The sequence below is a fragment of the Streptomyces sp. WY228 genome (assembly GCF_019287315.1).
GTDB lineage: Bacteria > Actinomycetota > Actinomycetes > Streptomycetales > Streptomycetaceae > Streptomyces > Streptomyces caviscabies.
Window position 1 is genome coordinate 1,029,911 of the sequence record NZ_CP079114.1, and the last position, 17,247, is coordinate 1,047,157.

Sequence of the window (17,247 nt, forward strand, 5' to 3'; positions counted from 1 at the left end):
GTCAGCTTCGGGCGCCGCCGATGGGCGCTGCGGCAGCGGTGCACGCTGCTGCTTCCGCGGAGAAGGCGGCCGCGAGGGCCGCGTCGTTCACGGCAGCCTTCGGCGCGTCCGCGACTGCGGACCGCGCTGCGAGGAAGGCGTACCGGAACATGCCCCTGATCATGGCCGGGCGAGGCGGTCGCGTCGAATGGTTTTCCCGGGGCCCTCAGAGGTTCTTGAGCGCCTCGCGCACCGAGAGCGGCGACAGCCGGGTCCGCGCGCTGTCGACGAAGTCGCGTACGGCGGCGGGATCGGTCTTGGCGTACTCCCGCAGCGCCCAGCCGATCGCCTTGCGGATGAAGAAGTCGGGGTGGTCCGCGCGGCGCAGGCAGTAGCCGAAGAGCCGGTCGGTGTCGGTGGCTTCCCTGTAGCGCAGTTGGTGGAGGAGGGCGGTCCTGGCGGCCCAGAGGCTGGGGTCGTCGATCCACCGGTCCATGGCCCGGGCGAGCGCCGGGTCGGCGGTGACCAGGGGCCCCGCGACATGCGCGGCGAGCACGTCGACCGTGTCCCACCAGGGGACGGTGGTGACGAGGTGGTGCAGGACGGGCAGGAAGCTGGAGCCGCAGCGGCCCGCGTACCGGCGCAGGTAGTCGGCGGCGAAGTACTGGTACTCCCGCTCCGGCAGCCGCCAGCAGCGCAGCGCGATCGCCGTGCAGTCCCGCTCGTCCGGCCGCCCGACGCCCGCCAGCACGGTCCGTGACAGGGCCCGGCGCTCGGGCGTCGGGATCCCGAGGAAGGGCGCGACCTGCTTCATGTACGCGGCGGAGCCTTCGGCCCGTACGGGGTCGGCGGCCGGGGCGTAGGCGGCGACGAGGCGCTCCAGGACGGTGTCGGCGAGGGCGCTGTCCGGCGGGACGGGGGCGTCGGCGGCGGGGTTCACGCGACGCACATTACGGCGATCACATGGCGTTTTCGGTTACTCTCCCCGAATGTTCGACCCCGCCCCCGCCGCCCGGCCCGCCGGTTCGGCTCCGCGTCTCTCCCGGGCGCTGCTGTCGCCGTGGTCACGGTTCTCGCTGCTCGTGGTGGTCCTGCTCGGGGCCGCGTCGACGATGCTGCTGTTCGAACCACAGCGGCTGCTGGCGTCGGGCTGGCCGCCCCAGCTGACCGGGGGCGCGGCCGCGGTGCTCTTCGGGCTCGCGTACGGGGCGCTGACGGTGGCGTTCGTGCCGCGCCCGCTGCTCAACATCGCCGCCGGTGCGCTGTTCGGCGCGCAGACGGGTCTCGCGGCGGCGCTGGCCGGCACGGTGCTGGGCGCGGGCGTGTCGTTCATGCTGGGCCGGGTGCTGGGCCAGGACGCGCTGCGGACGCTGCTGCGCGGAAAGCTGCTCACCGCCGCGGACGGGGTGCTGAGCCGGCACGGCTTCCGGTCCGTCCTGGCGCTGCGGCTCTTCCCCGGGATCCCGTTCGCCGCCGCCAACTACTGTGCGGCGACCTCCCGGATGGGCGCCCCGCCGTTCCTCCTGGCGACCGGGCTCGGGTCGATCCCGAACACGGCGGCGTACGTGATAGCCGGCAGCGAGGCCGCTTCGCCGACCTCGCCGGCGTTCCTGGCCGCCATGGGCTTCATCGTGCTGTCGGGTCTCGGCGGAGCGCTGGTCGCCTGGCGCAAGCGCCACCGGCTGGGCAGAAGCGCTCCCCGGGACTGAGCGTCACCGCGGCACGTGGAAGACGGATGCGGTCATCCTGACGTTCACCTTCAGGAGATACGCTGCCCGCGACCTCGATGTCCTTGACCGCACTCCGCACTTTGCACGCAGCCGACGGGCCCAGCCGCTCGTGGCCGATGCACGATCACCTCCGGGATGGCCTAAGCCCCATGAGCTGGTTCGAATCATTCGTCCTGGGACTTGTTCAGGGACTGACCGAGTTCCTGCCGATCTCCTCCAGCGCCCATCTGCGGCTGACGGCCGCGTTCGCCGGCTGGCACGACCCAGGGGCGGCGTTCACCGCGATCACCCAGATCGGCACCGAGGCGGCGGTGCTCATCTACTTCCGCAAGGACATCGCACGCATCCTGTCCGCCTGGTTCCGCTCCCTGACGGACCGTACGATGCGCGGCGACCACGACGCCCAGATGGGCTGGCTGGTCATCGTCGGCTCGATCCCCATCGGCGTGCTGGGCCTCACGCTCAAGGACCAGATCGAGGGCCCGTTCCGCGACCTGCGGCTGATCGCGACGACGCTGATCGTCATGGGCATCGTGCTGGGCATCGCGGACCGGCTGGCCGCGCGCGACGAGACGGGCGGCAAGCACCGGGTGGTGAAGGAACGCAAGACGCTCAAGGACCTGGGCGTCAGGGACGGTCTGATCTACGGCTTCTGCCAGGCGATGGCGCTGGTCCCCGGCGTCTCCCGCTCGGGCGCGACGATCAGCGGCGGCCTGCTGATGGGCTACACCCGCGAGTCGGCGGCGCGCTACTCGTTCCTGCTGGCGATCCCCGCGGTGCTCGCGTCGGGCGCCTACGAACTCAAGGACGTGGGCGAGGGCCATGTGTCCTGGGGCCCGACGATCTTCGCCACGCTGGTCGCCTTCTTCGTCGGATACGCCGTCATCGCCTGGTTCATGAAGTTCATCACCACCAAGAGCTTCATGCCGTTCGTGATCTACCGCATCCTGCTCGGCATCGTCATCTTCGCGCTGATCTGGTCCGGCGCGCTGAGCCCGCACGCGGGCGACTCGGCGGGCTGATCCGACCGGTGTACGCCCCGCCCGGGAGCAGCCGGGCGGGGCGATCCAGTAGCGCAGCAGCCAGCAGCGCGGATAGATGTCCTCACGGTACGGCGGGGGTCTGACAACGCCCGGTGCGTCAGGGCTGCCGGGGCGTCAGACCGGTGGCGGAAAGGACTGCCTCGACCGTTTCGGCCACCGTCAGCTCCGCGTTGTCGATCCAGATCTTCTCGTCGGCCAGTTCGGTGCGCATCGCCGCGTCCAGCGGGGACCAGTCCGTCGTCAGCGTCTTGTCCCGGGCGAGGTTGCGTTCCCGCGCCTTTGCCGCGCCCGGGGCCAGGACGACGCAGTGCAGCGGTCCGCCGGTGAGCGTGGCGCGGTAGAAGTCGAGGTGGGCTCGGCGTACGACGACGTCGTCGATGACCGGGAGGAAGCCCGCGGCGACGAAACTGTCCGCCAGCAGGCAGGCGTTGCGGGCCCGGAGGAAGATCTGCCGGTCCGCCTCCTCGTCCCGCTCGGGCGAGGGCCAGCGGCCGCCGGAGACGATGAGTTCCTGGAGGGCGTCCACCTCGATGTGGGCGGAGGCGGCGAACCGGGCCGCGAGGGCCGCGGCCACCGTGCTCTTGCCGCTGCCGGGGATGCCGATCAGCAGGACCGCGCCCGCCGCCGGTGATCCGGTGTCCACCGGTACTTCCGCCCAGGCCATCCCCGTACTCCCTCGATCAGTCCGTCAGTACACGTCCCGTACGTATCTGCGGTCCGAGGTTAGTTGTTTCACCTGGGCGGTCGCGGCGTCGGGGTCGAGGCCGCCGTGGGCGACGGCGATGTCGCGCAGGGCCCGGTCGACGTCCTTGGCCATACGGGAGGCGTCGCCGCAGACGTAGAGGTGGGCGCCGTCCCGGAGCCAGGACCAGAGCTGGGCTCCGTGTTCGCGCATCCGGTCCTGGACGTAGACCTTGGCGCGCTGGTCGCGGGAGAAGGCGGTGTCGAGCCGGGTGAGGGTGCCCGAGCGGCTCATCGCGTCGAGTTCCTCGCGGTAGTAGAAGTCCGTGGCGCGGTGCTGCTCGCCGAAGAACAGCCAGTTGGAGCCGGAGTGTCCGAGCGCCCTGCGTTCCTCCAGGAAGCCCAGGAACGGGGCGACTCCGGTACCGGGCCCCACCATGATCATCGGCGTGGCCGGGTCGGCGGGCGGGCGGAAGCGGTCGTTGCGCTGGACGAACACCGGGACGGGGCTGTCCGGTTCGGCGTCGGCGAGGAAGGTCGAGGCGACGCCCTTGCGGATCCGGCCGCGGTGGCCCTCGTAACGGATCACGGAGACGGTCAGCCGCATCCGGTGCGGGTCCACGAGCGGGCTGGAGGCGATGGAGTACAGGCGGGGCCGGAGCGGACCCAGCACCTCCGCCCAGGCCTCGGCCGTGGCCCGTACCGGGTGCTCGGCCAGGACGTCGACGGCCTGCCGCCCCCACGCCCACCGGTCCCTCTCGCCCTTGTTGTCGGGGCGCAGCAGCTTCTTCAGGGACCGGTCGCCCGTGTGGTCGGCGACCAGACGCAGCAGGTCCGGGGTGATGCGGGCGATGTCGAAGTGGCGGTGGAGGGCTTCGTCGAGAGGGACCGGTCCGTGCCCGGGCACGTCCACCTCGACGGCGGGGTCGAGTCCGGTGACGGCCAGCCATTCGGCCACCAGATCCGGGGAGTTGAGGGGCTGTACGCCGAGGGCGTCGCCGGCCGTGTACGTCAGGGGCGTGTCGGCCTGCCGCGTGTCGATCGTGAAGGCGCGGACCTCCTTCGTCGCGCCGGGCAGGCTGAGGAGGCGGTTCCCGGTGAGGAGGGCGGTGACGGGCGCGGCCCTCGAAGAGCGGGCGGGCGCGGCGGCCTGCTCGCCCGGTGCGCCCGTCACCGCCGCGGGCGCTGTGCCCGTTGATGTCGCCGGCGGTGTGGCCGCGGTTGCTGCTGTCGCTGTCCCGGGCTGTGTGGAGTCCGGCTGTGCCGTCGTCTCCAGTGCCGCCCGGACCTCCTTGAGCCACTGGCCGAAGGGCTGTTCGTACTCCGGTTCGCAGTCGGTGCGCGGGACCAGCCGCTCCGCGCCGAGTTCGCCGAAGCGTTCGTCCAGACGGCGGCCGTGGCCGCAGAAGTCGTCGTACGAGGAGTCGCCGAGCGCGAGGACGGCGTAGCGGATGCCCTCCAGGCGCGGGGTCGCGGGGGCGTTCAGCGACTCCCAGAAGCCGGAGCCGTTGTCGGGGGCGTCGCCGTCGCCGAAGGTGCTGGTGACGACGAGGAGGTCGGCCCGGCTCGGCAGCGCGTCCGGGGTTCCGTCGTCCATACCGAGGAGCGTGGTGCGGTACCCCTCGTCCGCCAGCGTACGGGCGGCCGTCGCCGCGACCTCCTCGGCGTTGCCGGTCTGCGAGGCCCACAGCACGACGACCGGGCGGCCGCCCTGTACCGCCGGGGTGCTCTCCGCCGGTGCGGGCGCGGTCCCGGGCCCCGAGGACTCCGGAAGCCGGGAGTAGGCGCCGGCCAGCATTCCGTTGACCCACAGCGCGTGGTCCGGGGCGAACGGGGCTCCGGCCGGAAGCACCGGGGTGCCGTCGGGGCGGGCGCCGAGGCCCGCCAGGAAGCCGGCCAGATAGCGGCGTTCCGCGTCGCTGAGGACGGGCGGGGTGGTGTCGGCGAGCCCCAGGGCGTCGGCCAGACCTGAGGAGTCGGTGACTTCCGAGGTGGCGATGAGGCTTGAGGTGCTCGCGAGGCCTGAGGGGCCGGGCAGATCTGACGTCCCCGTGAGGCTCGGGATGCTCGTGAGGCCCGGGGTGTCCGCACGACCGGGTACGCCGGTGGCCCCGGCACCGTCCATGAGTGCGGGCTGCCCCGTTCCGGCGGAGTCGCCGCGCACCGTCGGTGCGGCGACCTTCGCCAGCTGGACCGCGCACACCTTGAACTCCGGCTGGAACGAGATCGGGTCGACCGCGTCGTTGGTCACGGCGTTCACGCCGAGGTACTCGCCGAACAGGTCGTTCCAGTGGAACGGAGCGAAGCACTCCCCCGCCCGGACCCGGTCCGTGATCCGCGCCGGGAGCACCGCACGGCCGCGCCGCGAGGCGACCTCGACGCCGTCGCGCTCGCCGATGCCCAGGGCCGCCGCGTCGTCCGGGTGGACCTCCACGAACGGGCCGGGGTCCAGCCGGTTCAGCTTGGTGATCTTCGCGGTCTTGGTCAGGGTGTGCCACTGGTGCTGGAGACGGCCGGTGTTGAGGACGAACGGGAAGTCCTCGTCGGGCCTCTCCGCCGGCGGCAGGTGCGGGCGCGCGTGGAAGACGGCCCGGCCGTCGGGAAGCGGGAAGGCGAGCCTCGGGACCGTTCCGTCGGGTCGTACGGTCAGCTCCTGGCTGACGCCGTCGTTGAGGTAGCGCACGGGGTTGCGGGCCGGTCCTCCGACGTCCGCGCTCGGCCACTGGACCGGCGTTTCGCGCAGCCGCTCGTACGTCACGCCGCGCAGGTCGTAGCCGGTGCGGGGGTTCCGGGCCCGGGTGATCTCCGCGAAGATCTCCTCGGCGCTCGTGTAACCGAAGGCGTCCTCGTACCCCATGGCGCAGGCCACCGCCGCGATGATCCGCCAGTCCGGCCAGGCCTCGCCCGGCGGGTCGGTGGCGCGGCGGGAGAGGGTGAGCGTGCGCTCCGAGTTGATCATCACGCCCTCGGACTCGGCCCAGAGCGCGGCGGGCAGGACGATGTCGGCGTACGCGTTGGTCTCGGTGTCGGCGAACACGTCCTGGGTGACGACGAATTCGGCGGCTTCCAGGCCCTCGATGACGGTCCGGCGGTTGGCGACCGAGGCGACCGGGTTGGTGCAGATGATCCAGCAGGCCTTGATCTCCCCCTCGGCCATGCGCCGGAACATGTCGACGGTGCCGCTGCCCGAGCCGTCCGGGCGCAGCGTGCCGGGCTCGATGCCCCACAGTTCCTCGGTGAAGGCGCGGTCCTCGGCGACGAGGACCGATCGCTGACCGGGCAGTCCCGGGCCCATGTAGCCCATCTCACGGCCGCCCATGGCGTTGGGCTGGCCGGTGAGCGAGAACGGGCCGCTGCCGGGACGGCAGATCGCCCCGGTCGCCAGGTGCAGGTTGACGATCGCGTTGGTGTTCCAGGTGCCGTGGGTGGACTGGTTGAGGCCCATCGTCCAGCAGCTCATCCAGTCGCCCGCCTCGCCGATCCAGCGGGCCGCCTGCCGGATGTCGGCCTCCGGGATACCGGTGATCTCCGCGACCGCGGCGGGCGGATAGTCCCGGAGGAAGGCGGGCATCTCCTCCCAGCCCTCGGTGTGCTCGGCGATGAACGCGGGGTCCGTGTGGCCGTTCTCGACGAGGAGGTGCAGCAGCCCGTTGAGGAGGGCCAGGTCGGTGCCGGGCCGGATCCGGAGGTACAGGTCGGCCTTGGCGGCGGTGGCGTTGCGCCGGGGGTCGACGACGATCAGCTTCGCGCCCGCCTTGACGCGCTCCATCATCCGCAGGAAGAGGATCGGGTGGCAGTCGGCCATGTTGGCGCCGGTGACGAGGAAGACGTCGGCGTGCGCGAAGTCCTCGTACGAGCCGGGCGGCCCGTCCGCGCCGAGGGACAGTTTGTAGCCGCTGCCCGCGCTCGCCATGCAGAGCCGGGAGTTGGACTCGATGGTGTTGGTCCCGATGAAGCCCTTGGCCAGCTTGTTGGCGAGGTACTGCGCCTCCAGGCTCATCTGGCCGGAGACGTAGAGGGCCACCGCGTCCGGGCCGTGGGCGTCCAGCACGGACCGCAGCCGGCGCGCGGTCTCCGCGACGGCGGCGTCCCGGGCGAGCGGGGCGGGCTGCTCGCTGCGGTCGGGGCGGGCCAGGGCGGTGGTCAGCCGGCCGGGGGCGGCGAGGAGGTCGGCGCCGGTGGCGCCCTTGGTGCAGAGCCGGCCGGCGTTCGACGGGTGTTCCTTGTCGCCCGAGGCCTTCACGACGGTGCGGCGGCCGTCGGGGCCGGTGGCGATGTCGAGGACGATCCCGCAGCCGACACCGCAGTACGAGCAGACCGTGCGCACCCGGTCGGTGGCGGGAGCGTCCGGCGGCGGGGTCGGCACGGTCATGTGCGGGGCCCTTCGGGGGCGGGCGTTCCCGGAGGGACGCGGGGCGGGCGGCGGTCGCTCCCGAATCTAGGAAAGGCCCGTTACCCAGGGATGACACCGGGCGAACAACACCGGTTACGTCGCCTGCACAGCGGCCGGAGTCCGCCGGTGAGGCTTGCCCGGATGGCGGGCCGTGATCGCGCCGGCGACCGCCCGTGAGACCTCCCGGAGGCGGCCTCGTGATCATGCCCGCGACCGCCGGTGCGACTTTCGCTCGGACCGCCCGTGGTCGTCCGGGAACTTCCCCGCCGGGGCCACCGACTACTGGAGAGACGCCGGGTGCGGGAGGCCCGCCCGGTGACGGCAGCGGTGGCCGGTGACCCGGCACGGCTGCCGGGGCGACGGCAGCAGCACACCCACGGGGCCTCCGGGCCCGGGAGGAGGCCGCGAGGCATGCACTGGTACGAGGACGACGCGCTCTGGTCCGATTTCGCCCCGACGATGTTCCCGCCGGCCCGGGCCGAGTCCGCCGCCGCCCTGGTCGCCTCCTCCCCGCTGCTGGACTTCCCACCGGGCACCAGAGTCCTGGACCTGTGCTGCGGGCCCGGCCTCTTCGTGGTGCCGCTGGCCGGTCGCGGGTACGAGGTGACCGGGGTCGATCTGTCGCCCTCCATGCTGGCGAGCGCCCGTGCCGCCTGCGAGGCGGCGGGCGCCGCCGTCCGGCTGGAGCGCGCCGACATGCTCACGTACCGGGAGCCGGGCGCCTTCGACGTGGTGCTGAACGTCTTCACCTCGTTCGGCTACTTCGACGAGGCCGAGGACAACCTTCAGGTGCTGCGCAACGCGTACGAGAGCCTCGCGCCGGGCGGGCAGCTCCTGGTCGACGTGATGGGCAAGGAGGTGCTGGCGGGCTGGATCGGGCGGCCGAAGGCGGTCGACCTGCCGGACGGGGCGTACGTCGTCCAGCGCGACACCGTCCTCGACAGCTGGCGGCGGCTGCGCACGGACTGGACGCTGGTGCGCGGCACCTCGGCGCGGACCGCGTCCATCACCTCCTGGCTCTACTCGGCGGCCGAGCTGCACGCCCTCTTCGAGAGCGCGGGCTTCACCGATGTGGAGTGCTTCGGCGGGTTCGACGGGTCCGGCTACGACCAGCGCTCGGACCGGCTCATCGTGCGCGGGCGGCGCACGTGAGGGCCGGTGCGGACGCCCGTCCGCGTACCGCCGGGCACAGCGCCCGCCCGCCGCGTCCCGCCGCCGCGACCGTCCACGAGCACATCACCGACGCGGTGAAGACCCCGGACCTGATCCGGCTGACCGACGACGTCGTCCTCGCCCGCTTCGAGACGATGAAGGTGTACGCGGCGCTCGGCGCGGTCCGTTCGCTGCTGCGCCGGGGCCGGGTGGTCCCCGGGCAGACCCTGGTCGACAGCTCCAGCGGGATCTACGCGCTGGCGCTCACCATGGCCTGCCACCGTTACGGACTGCGCTGCCACATCGTCGCCTCCACCACCGTGGACGCCACCATGCGGGCCCAGTTGGAGATCCTCGGCGCGACGGTCGACGCGATGCCGCCCTCGCAGAGCCTGCGGCTGGACCAGGAGCTCCGGGTGCGCCACGTGCGCCGGCTGCTGGCCGACCGGCCGGACTTCCACTGGATGCGGCAGTACCACGACGGGGTCCACCACGAGGGCTACCGGGAGTTCGCGGAGCTGCTGACCGAGACGCTGCCGGAAGGACCGCTGACCGTGGTCGGCGCGGTCGGTACGGGCGCCTCGACCGGTGGACTGGCCCGCGCACTGCGGGAGTCGGGGCGGTCGGTGCGGCTGGTGGGCATCCAGCCGTTCGGCAGTGTGACCTTCGGGAGCGAGCGGTTCGAGGACCCGGAGGCGATCATCGCGGGCATCGGCAGCTCGATCCCGTTCGGGAACGTCCGCCACGAGCTGTACGACACCGTGCACTGGCTGGACTTCCGCCATGCGATGGCCGGGGCGGTCGGACTGCTCCGGGAACACGCGGTGTTCGCGGGCCTGTCCACCGGAGCGGCGCATCTGACGGCGTCCTGGGAGGCGGCCCGTGAGCCCGGGCGGCTGCATCTGGTGCTGGGCGCCGACACCGGACACCGGTACGCGGAGCGGGTGTTCGCCCGGCACGCGGAGGCCCTGGACCCGGCCGGTCTGCGGCCCCGGACCATCGCGTCGACGGCCGAACTGCGGCCGCCGTGGTCGGTGATGGAGTGGGCGGGGCGCGCCGCTCCGGAGGCCGCCAGGACCACCGAGGGCGCCGGATCCACCGAGCCCGCCGGAACCGTCGAGGGCGAAGTCCCCTCCCCCGTAACGACCGTGGAGCTGCTGCCATGACGATCGCCGCACTGGAGTCCCTGTCCTTCGGCCTCGGGCGGATGGCGGAGGCCGCCGCGCGGGCGGGCCACCGGCTGTGCCTGCTGACCGGTGACCGTTCGGTCTACCGGCACGAGTTGGCGGTGCTGCCGCCGGACGCGCTGGACGTCGTGGACGTCGACACGTGGGACCAGGAGGCCGTCCGCCGGGCGCTGGCCGCCGTGCCGGACCTGGCCGGGCTGATCAACACGACGGACACCTGGAGCCTGCCGGCCGCCGAACTGGCCGCCGGACTCGGGCTGCCGGGGCCGGATCCGGAGTCCGTACGGCTGCTGCGCGACAAGCGCCGGGTCCGGGAGACGCTGCACGCGCACGGGCTGAGCCGAAGCACGGCCGTAGCCGTCCCGCCGGGTCCCGAAGGCGCCGGGGAGGTGCTGCGGGCAGTGGGGCTGCCCGCGGTCCTGAAGGACTCGGCGGGCACCTCCTCCCGCCATGTGTGGATCGTGCACGACGAGGAGGCCCTGCACCGGGCGCTGGCGGAGGCCGGGCAGCAGAGCCTGACCGGCGCGCTGTTCGCCGAGGCGTTCCTGGACGGTCCGCTGTACAGCGCGGAGACCCTCAGCTGGGACGGGTCGACCCGGCTGCTCGGGGTGCTGAGCCGCCAGACGTCCCGGACGGCGGTGGTACGGGAGGAGGCGGCGGCCTTTCCGGTGGCGCTGCCGGAGGAGGAGCGGGCCGGGATCGAGGCGTGGGTGGGCCGGGTCCTGGCGGCGGCCGGGCACGAACGGGGCTTCGCCCATGTGGAGTTCATCCTGACGGCCGAGGGCCCGGAACTGGTGGAGATCAACCGCCGGATCGGTGGCGCGCTGGTCGGCGAGGTGCTGTGCCGGACGCTGCGGACCAATGTGTACACGGCCATGACGGACGAGGCGCTCGGCCGCCGCCCGGTCCTGCTGGACGCACCGCTCGACGCCGGAGGACCCGCGTACGGCTTCGTCCTGGTGTACGCGGAACGGCCCGGGGTGCTGAAGGGCTGGCACGGCCTCGACGAACTCGGGGCGTTCCCCGGGGCGGTGGAGTGGTTCCCGGTCCGCGAACCCGGCGAGAGCGTGGTCCACGTCGGCGACCAGCGGGGCTGTACGGGCATGGTGCTGGCCGAGGCGCCGACGGCGGAGCTGGCCCAGCACCGGGCGTGGAGCGCGGCCGTCCGGGTCCGCCCGGTCGTGGCCGCGGCGCCGTGAGCCCGGGGCGGTGAGGCCGCCGCACGCGAGGACGTCCCCCGGGGCCCGTGTACGGCAGCCGTTCTCCGGTCCCCAGCGGTTCCTGCTGGCGGGCTCGTTCCTGATCACGCTGGGCAGCTTCGCCGTGCTGCCCTACATGTCGGTGCTGCTGCACCAGCGGCTCGGCCTCGGGCTCGGCACGGTCGGATTCGTGCTGGCCGTCGCCTCGCTGATCCAGTTCGCCGGAGGTGTGGTCGCCGGGCCGGTGACCGGGCGGATCGGGCTGCGGCGCGCGATGCTGCTGGCGTTGGCGCTGCGTACGGCGGGCTTCGCCGCGTTCGTCCCCGGGCTGACCAGTCCGGTCCTGGCCGTCGGGGCGCTGCTGCTGGTGTCGGCGGGCGCGGCGCTGTATCTCCCGGCGAACAAGGCGTACCTGGTGGACGGGGCGTCCGAGGCCGCCCGGCCCCGGCTGCTGTCGGCGAGCGGTTCGGCGTTCAACGCGGGAATGGCGCTGGGCCCGCCCGCCGCCGCGCCGCTCGTCATGGGCTCCCCCGGGGTGCTGTTCTCCTGCGTCACCGTGCTGTTCGCGCTCGTCGGGGCCGGGCACGCGCTGCTGCCGCGCGCGGCGGCGGACCGGGGCGGGGAAACGCGGGCCGCCGCCCCGGACCGGGTTCCCGACGCACCGCGCCCGGGGCCTTCGCCGTTCGTGGTGACCGTGCTGAGCGTGTACGCGTTCATGTTCTTCCAGCACTACCTGGCGCTGTACGCGGTCCCCCGGACGTCCGCGGCCTTCTACGGGGCCGTCCTGACGGGGTACGCGGCCCTCCTCGTCGTCGCCCAGCCGTTGCTGGCGGAACGGGTCGCCGCGATGGGCTACCCGGCCGCGCTGCGGTGGGGCTTCGGTGCGATGGCGGTGGGCATGGCGGCGATCGGCGCCGGAGGGCACGTGGGCATCGCGGTGGGCGGGGCGCTGCTGTGTCTCGGCGAGATCGTGCTCTTCCTCAAGAACGACCTGGAGGCGCTGGCCCGTTCGGCCGCCGCCCCGGCGAGCGTGTTCGGGCGGCAGCGGCTGGCGGCGGGCATCGGCGCGTTCGCCAGCGGGGTGGTGGGCGGTCAGCTGTACGGGGCGGCGGAGGCAGCGGGCTCGGCGCGGGGGTTCTGGGCGGCGGTCTGCCTCCAGTGCCTGCTGCTGCCGGTGCTCCTGCTCCGCCATCGGCCCGTGTTCCTGCTCCGCCGCTGGCCGGGGGCGGAGGGCCGACGCCGTACCGCCCGGGACCCCGAAGGATCCCGGGCGGGGGCCGACTAGACGGCGTCGGAAGCGGGTTCGGCGGGTTCCGCGCGCCACTGCCCGGCGAGATCGCGGCGTGCGCGCGCCACCCGGGAGCGCACCGTGCCGATCGGGCAGCCGGCGGCGGCCGCCGCCTCCTCGTAGGACGCGCCCAGCAGTTGGGTGAGGACGAAGGCCTGGCGGCGCGCCGGGTCCAGCCGCCGCAGGGCGTCCAGCACCGCGGCGGACTCCTCGAATCCGGGCAGATGGCGGGGCTGGGCGCGTTCCGCGGCGGTCTGCCAGTCCGCGGTGTCGGCGGTCCGGGGGCGTACGGCGGCCGCGCGGTGCCGGTCGATGACGACGCGCCGCGCGATCGACATCAGCCAGGTCCGGGCACAGGAGCGGCCCGCGAACCGGGCCAGCCCGCTCATCGCCCGGAGATAGGTCTCCTGAGCCAGGTCGTCGGCGCCCGGGGCGTCGGAGCTGAGGTAGGCGACGAACCTGCGGACGTCCTCGTAGGTCGCCCGGACGAAGCGGTCGGCGGCCTCCCGGTCCCCGCCGCCCGCGGCCAGCGCCCAGTCGGTGATCTGGCCGTCGTTCTGCCGGGCGGCCGGGACCCGGGGGCCGGGCGGGCGGGTGACGGACACGCGCAGGACCGGCGGCCTGGTGACGGGCGCCCGGACGGACGGCGCGGAGGCCAATGGTGCGGCGGCCGGTGGTGCGGAGGCGGTGGGCGGGCGTACGGCGACAGTGGCCGGCGCCGGGGTGGCCGGAGGCGCGGCGGGGCGTGCGGGTGCACGTAGCGCGGCCGGTCGAGCGGATGCCGGTGGCGCCGGTACCGGTGGCGCGGTGACCGGCAGTGTGGGGGCAGGAAGTGTCACAAGCAGTCCTTCGCGTCCTTGCGGAGCCGCGGCAGCGGTCGCCCGACTCCGGTGACCGGTCCCGGGCGCCACTGGGGGTGGCCCGGAGAACCGGCATGCCTGTCACGGGTGTGCGCGGGCGCACACCCGTACCGCCTCCGGCGCACAGAGGCCGGAGGACGGATGGAGGTCAGCGGAGGCGGAGGGAGAGCGGTGGCCCGCGCCGGGAGAGGGCGTGCGGGGCCGGCAGGCCCTGGGGGCGGCGGCCGGGCCGGCGGCGGGGGCGTCGTCCGGCGGGCGGCGTCGGGGCGGGCGGCGCCGCGGACCACAGGCGCCAGGCCGTCCGCAGCGGGGCCCGGACGAACAGCGCCAGGCAGCGGCCCAGCCGGGCGAGGGCGACCTCGCCGCGCCAGAGCCACCAGCCGCAGACCATCCCGGCCATCGCGTGGGCCGCTGCCATGCCGAGGGTGAACACCGTGCCGTCGAAGGCCGCCAGAAGCCCCATCAGGTCCGACGCACCGCCGATCGGGACCTCGTGTGCGGAGTGGTTCATCGCGCCGGACGCGTGATGCCCCGCGCCCGCATGGTGCGCGCCGGGGCCGGACGGCAGCCAGGATCCCGCGTCGGCGAAGAAGGCGTGCAACCCCAACTGGCCCAGGACATGGGCCGCGACGGTCACCGGAGCGCTCCGCTCCCGCGCGGCGAGCCACCAGCCCGCCGCGCACACCGGCAGCAGGGCGACGGCCTGGACGAACAGGGGCAGGGGCGCGCCGGACATCAGCGCGTGACCGAGTCCGGACACGGCGACACACACCAGCGCGAACAGCGCGGTGCGTCCGAGTCGGAGTGCGGTTCCGGCTCCCATGGCAGCCATCGTGCCAGCCGCACCCGCCCCGGAGAGAAGAGCACCAGATGCCGAAACAACGGGAGTTCGCCTCGTTTGCCCACCGACCCCTTGGTGTGATCCATGTCACACCAAAGGGTCGGGAACTTTCCCGCCCTCACGCCCGACTGCTCCAACAACGCGTCTGCGTACGCCTCGTGGCCCGGGGCCGCCGCATCCGCCCCCGCCAGCCGATGCCCCCGCCCGATGCCCGCACCGAAGAGGCCGCATGACGAACCAGCCCCCCACCCCCGATCCGGAAGCGGCCACCGAGGCTCCCACCGTCGGCGCGGCCGCACCCGACGACGACGGCCGGGTGCCCGCACCCCGCTCGGCGGGCGAGCCGAAACGCCCGACGCTCCGCTCCGACCTGCGGGCCTCGTGGCCCGACGGTCTGGTGGCGCTCCTCATCACCGCGGCGATCTTCGTCCTGCTCTACCTACGCATCCGCAACAAGACCTCCTCCACCGTCACCGTGATGCCGTTCATGGCCGACGCGGGCGGCTTCTGGATGTACTTCCTCAGCCAGGCGTTCGGCTGGTCCGCCCTGCTCTGGGCGTGGGGGACCGTCATCCTCGGGCTGCTGCTGTCCGGGCCCCGGCCGGGCCGGCTGCCGCTGTCGGGCCCCCGGCTGGAACGGCTGCACCGCACCACCAGCCTCAACACCATCTCCCTGATCGTGGCCCACGCCCTGCTGTTCGGGGCCGAACTGGTCCGGCACGACACGGCGTCCTGGAACTCCGCGGTGGCCACCGCCTTCGTGGAGGCCTTCGTCCCCGGCGGCTACGACTCGGGCACCGGTCGGATCGCCATGCCCATCGGCCAGGCGGCCCTGTATCTCGCGATCCCGCTCGGCCTGCTCTTCTACGTACGCCATCGCATCGGCCCCAAGACCTGGCGGGTCCTGCACCGCTGCGTGATCGTCGTCTACGTCCTCAGCGTCTGGCACACCCTGCTGTACGGGACCAATGTCTGGTACGACGGCTGGTTCCGCACCAGCGTCTGGCTGCTCCAGCTCCCGATCGCCGCGCTGCTGCTCCTGCGGCTGATGCGGCCCGCCCGCCGTTCCGAGAAGCTGTCCACCCGGCCCGGAGCGACCGCCGGGGCCCGCACCGGCTGGGCCCTGCGGCTGGGCGGCAGGCTCGCGGTGGTGGCGGTCCTGGCCGCCCTGGTCGCCGTCGTGGCGAGCGGCAGCGACGGCGGACGCAGCGCGCCCCCGGAGGACACCTCCTCCACCCACAACCACGACTGATACGACGACACGACCAGCACCGCTGACAGGGCTGACACGGCGGACAACGCGACCGGCACGGCCGGGAGGCGGCGGCGGACCACCACGCCGCGAGGCCGTCCGCCCGGCGACGTACGCTCGGAGACATGACCACCAACGATCTTCCCGTGATCGCCGCCGTCGACGGATCCACGCACAGCCGGCAGGCGCTCGACTGGGCCACCCGCGAAGCCGTACGGCGCGGGCTTCCTCTCCTGATCGTCCACGTCCGCCCGCTCACCCGGCAGGTCGACGAGGAGACCGGGCGGCGCGAGGCGGAGACGCTCCTCGCCGACTGCGTACGCCGGAGTGCGCTCATCGCTCCGGAGCTGCGGCCCTCGACGCTTGCCCCGCTGGACTTCCCGTCGGCGGCCCTGGTCTCGCTGTCCCGGGACGCGTCGATGATCGTGGTCGGATCGCGCGGGCTCGGCGGCTTCCGCTCGCTGATGATCGGTTCCAACAGCCTCGCCACCGCGTCGATGGCAAGCTGTCCCGTCGTCGTCGTGCAGGAGGACCGCCCGGAGGGTGACGAGGACCGGGCCGGGGACGCGGGGGCGTTCACCGACATCGTGGCGGGGGTGGCCGCCGACGAGAGCAGCGAGGCGGTCCTGGAGTTCGCCTTCGCCACCGCGGCCTCCCGGCCCGGCGCCCGGCTGCGGATCGTGCACGGCTGGACGATGTTCTCCTCCATGCTCGCGGGCGGACCCGTCCTGGACCGGGCGGAGGCGGCGGGCTCGGCGGCCCGGACCCTGGCCGAGCTGACCTCGGGCTGGCACGAGAAGTACCCGCAGGTCGAGATCGTCCGCGAGCCGGTCAACGGTTCCGCCTCGCGCACCCTGGTGACCGCGTCGGCGACGGCGGCCCTGACGGTGATCGGGCGTCGCAAGGGCGGCGAGTCGCTCGGGCTCGGGCTGTCCCCGGTGGCGCAGACGACGGTCACACACGCGCTGGGACCGGTCGCCGTCGTGCCCTGCTGAGCCCTTCCACCCGCGCCCTGCCGCGCCGAACCGCGCCCGCGCCCCGTCGGCGCAGGCCTCTTGGCCTGGCGGGCGGCTTGACCGAGACTTGACCAATGACTCAGCGTGTGGCGCTCGCGACCGTGCTGGACCGGCTTGCCATCGATGCGGTGATCACCGGGTACGCGGTGGCCGTCGACGACGGGGCCTGGTCGGACTACGGCGCCCTGTTCACCCCGGACGGCCGCGCGGACTACCGGGGCGCGGGCGGCGTGGAGGGCCCGGCCGACGAGATCGCCCGGTGGCTGGCGGAGACGATGCGGCTCTTCCCCGTACGCCAGCACCTGATCGTCAACCGCCGGATCGAGCTGGAGGATCTGGGCGGCTACACGGGCGACCGGGCCGAGGTGCGGGCCGACTACCTCAATCCGATGTGCCTGGACCGGAAGGCGGCGAGCGGCCCGGACGCGGACCCGCCGGGCGGGGCGGACTCCGGGCGGCCCGGGAGCGCCACGCCCGATTTCGTGACCGGCGGCCGCTACACCTTCGAGCTGCACCGCGCCGAACCGGGCTGGCTGATCCGTACGGTCACCGTCCACGAGAAGTGGCGCCGGGCACCGGGCGCGTAAGGCCTGCCGTCCCCCGGCCGCCCCTCGGCCGCCCCCGCC

General features: G+C 73.7%; 14 protein-coding genes. 9 read left to right on the plus strand and 5 right to left on the minus strand.

From position 1 onward, the window contains the following. Positions 1-205: 205 nt before the first annotated feature. A complete protein-coding gene (locus tag KV381_RS04160) occupies positions 206-919 on the minus strand; it encodes a DNA alkylation repair protein (protein ID WP_218784623.1) in 714 nt (237 codons plus the stop codon). A gap of 49 nt (positions 920-968) precedes the next feature. On the opposite strand from KV381_RS04160, the gene KV381_RS04165 reads away from it, so the two are divergent. Together KV381_RS04165 and KV381_RS04170 are read left to right on the plus strand one after the other, a co-directional pair. Beyond that, a complete protein-coding gene (locus tag KV381_RS04165) occupies positions 969-1,688 on the plus strand; it encodes a TVP38/TMEM64 family protein (RefSeq protein WP_030081220.1) in 720 nt (239 codons plus the stop codon). A gap of 170 nt (positions 1,689-1,858) precedes the next feature. After that, on the plus strand, positions 1,859-2,731 hold the full coding sequence (locus tag KV381_RS04170; protein ID WP_098025387.1) for an undecaprenyl-diphosphate phosphatase: 873 nt from the start codon (positions 1,859-1,861) through the stop codon (positions 2,729-2,731). A gap of 118 nt (positions 2,732-2,849) precedes the next feature. Here the strand turns inward: KV381_RS04170 and KV381_RS04175 are convergent, their stop codons facing one another. After that, positions 2,850-3,416: an AAA family ATPase gene (locus KV381_RS04175; protein ID WP_218784625.1), complete on the minus strand. Its 567-nt coding sequence runs from the start codon at positions 3,414-3,416 to the stop codon at positions 2,850-2,852. A gap of 24 nt (positions 3,417-3,440) precedes the next feature. Next, complete coding sequence (locus KV381_RS04180; RefSeq protein ID WP_218784627.1) at positions 3,441-7,805, minus strand: bifunctional nitrate reductase/sulfite reductase flavoprotein subunit alpha; 4,365 nt, start codon at positions 7,803-7,805, stop codon at positions 3,441-3,443. Between the two features lie 432 nt (positions 7,806-8,237). Between KV381_RS04180 and KV381_RS04185 the strand changes: the two genes are divergently transcribed. From KV381_RS04185 to KV381_RS04200, 4 genes are read left to right on the plus strand one after another with little or no spacing between them, the layout of a single operon-like run. Continuing rightward, positions 8,238-8,978 carry a class I SAM-dependent methyltransferase gene (locus KV381_RS04185; protein WP_218784629.1) on the plus strand — a complete coding sequence of 247 codons (741 nt, stop codon included), beginning with the start codon at positions 8,238-8,240 and terminating at the stop codon, positions 8,976-8,978. Then, positions 8,975-10,144 carry a pyridoxal-phosphate dependent enzyme gene (locus tag KV381_RS04190; RefSeq protein ID WP_218784631.1) on the plus strand — a complete coding sequence of 390 codons (1,170 nt, stop codon included), beginning with the start codon at positions 8,975-8,977 and terminating at the stop codon, positions 10,142-10,144. The genes KV381_RS04185 and KV381_RS04190 overlap by 4 nt, the downstream gene beginning before the upstream one ends. After that, positions 10,141-11,364 (plus strand): ATP-grasp domain-containing protein, encoded by a 1,224-nt coding sequence (locus tag KV381_RS04195; RefSeq protein ID WP_218784633.1) that lies wholly within the window; start codon positions 10,141-10,143, stop codon positions 11,362-11,364. Before KV381_RS04190 ends, KV381_RS04195 begins: the two co-directional genes overlap by 4 nt. 10 nt (positions 11,365-11,374) lie before the next feature. After that, positions 11,375-12,649, plus strand: coding sequence for an MFS transporter (locus KV381_RS04200; RefSeq protein ID WP_218784634.1), 1,275 nt, complete (start codon positions 11,375-11,377; stop codon positions 12,647-12,649). Here the strand turns inward: KV381_RS04200 and KV381_RS04205 are convergent. Both KV381_RS04205 and KV381_RS04210 read right to left on the minus strand, forming a co-directional pair. After that, the gene (locus tag KV381_RS04205; protein ID WP_218784636.1) at positions 12,646-13,257 is read right to left on the minus strand and encodes a sigma-70 family RNA polymerase sigma factor; all 612 of its coding nucleotides are present in this window, start codon (positions 13,255-13,257) and stop codon (positions 12,646-12,648) included. The genes KV381_RS04200 and KV381_RS04205 overlap by 4 nt on opposite strands. 403 nt (positions 13,258-13,660) lie before the next feature. Beyond that, on the minus strand, positions 13,661-14,335 hold the full coding sequence (locus KV381_RS04210) for a hypothetical protein (RefSeq protein WP_218784638.1): 675 nt from the start codon (positions 14,333-14,335) through the stop codon (positions 13,661-13,663). Positions 14,336-14,582: 247 nt separating this feature from the next. On the opposite strand from KV381_RS04210, the gene KV381_RS04215 reads away from it, so the two are divergent. The 3 genes from KV381_RS04215 to KV381_RS04225 all read left to right on the plus strand — a co-directional run bounded on the left by KV381_RS04215 (position 14,583) and on the right by KV381_RS04225 (position 17,208). Then, a complete protein-coding gene (locus KV381_RS04215; protein WP_030081202.1) occupies positions 14,583-15,605 on the plus strand; it encodes a ferric reductase-like transmembrane domain-containing protein in 1,023 nt (340 codons plus the stop codon). A gap of 125 nt (positions 15,606-15,730) precedes the next feature. Next, the gene (locus tag KV381_RS04220; RefSeq protein ID WP_030623840.1) at positions 15,731-16,600 is read left to right on the plus strand and encodes a universal stress protein; all 870 of its coding nucleotides are present in this window, start codon (positions 15,731-15,733) and stop codon (positions 16,598-16,600) included. A 95-nt stretch (positions 16,601-16,695) separates the two neighbouring features. Then, positions 16,696-17,208, plus strand: coding sequence for a nuclear transport factor 2 family protein (locus KV381_RS04225; protein WP_086780003.1), 513 nt, complete (start codon positions 16,696-16,698; stop codon positions 17,206-17,208). Positions 17,209-17,247: the final 39 nt, after the last annotated feature.

Coding starts and splice junctions, on each gene's coding strand:
- KV381_RS04165 (WP_030081220.1), top strand. CDS start 969: ATGTTCGACCCCGCCCCCGCCGCCCGGCCCGCCGGTTCGGCTCCGCGT.
- KV381_RS04170 (WP_098025387.1), top strand. CDS start 1,859: ATGAGCTGGTTCGAATCATTCGTCCTGGGACTTGTTCAGGGACTGACC.
- KV381_RS04175 (WP_218784625.1), bottom strand. CDS start 3,416: ATGGCCTGGGCGGAAGTACCGGTGGACACCGGATCACCGGCGGCGGGC.
- KV381_RS04180 (WP_218784627.1), bottom strand. CDS start 7,805: ATGACCGTGCCGACCCCGCCGCCGGACGCTCCCGCCACCGACCGGGTG.
- KV381_RS04185 (WP_218784629.1), top strand. CDS start 8,238: ATGCACTGGTACGAGGACGACGCGCTCTGGTCCGATTTCGCCCCGACG.
- KV381_RS04195 (WP_218784633.1), top strand. CDS start 10,141: ATGACGATCGCCGCACTGGAGTCCCTGTCCTTCGGCCTCGGGCGGATG.
- KV381_RS04210 (WP_218784638.1), bottom strand. CDS start 14,335: ATGGGAGCCGGAACCGCACTCCGACTCGGACGCACCGCGCTGTTCGCG.
- KV381_RS04215 (WP_030081202.1), top strand. CDS start 14,583: ATGACGAACCAGCCCCCCACCCCCGATCCGGAAGCGGCCACCGAGGCT.
- KV381_RS04220 (WP_030623840.1), top strand. CDS start 15,731: ATGACCACCAACGATCTTCCCGTGATCGCCGCCGTCGACGGATCCACG.
- KV381_RS04225 (WP_086780003.1), top strand. CDS start 16,696: ATGACTCAGCGTGTGGCGCTCGCGACCGTGCTGGACCGGCTTGCCATC.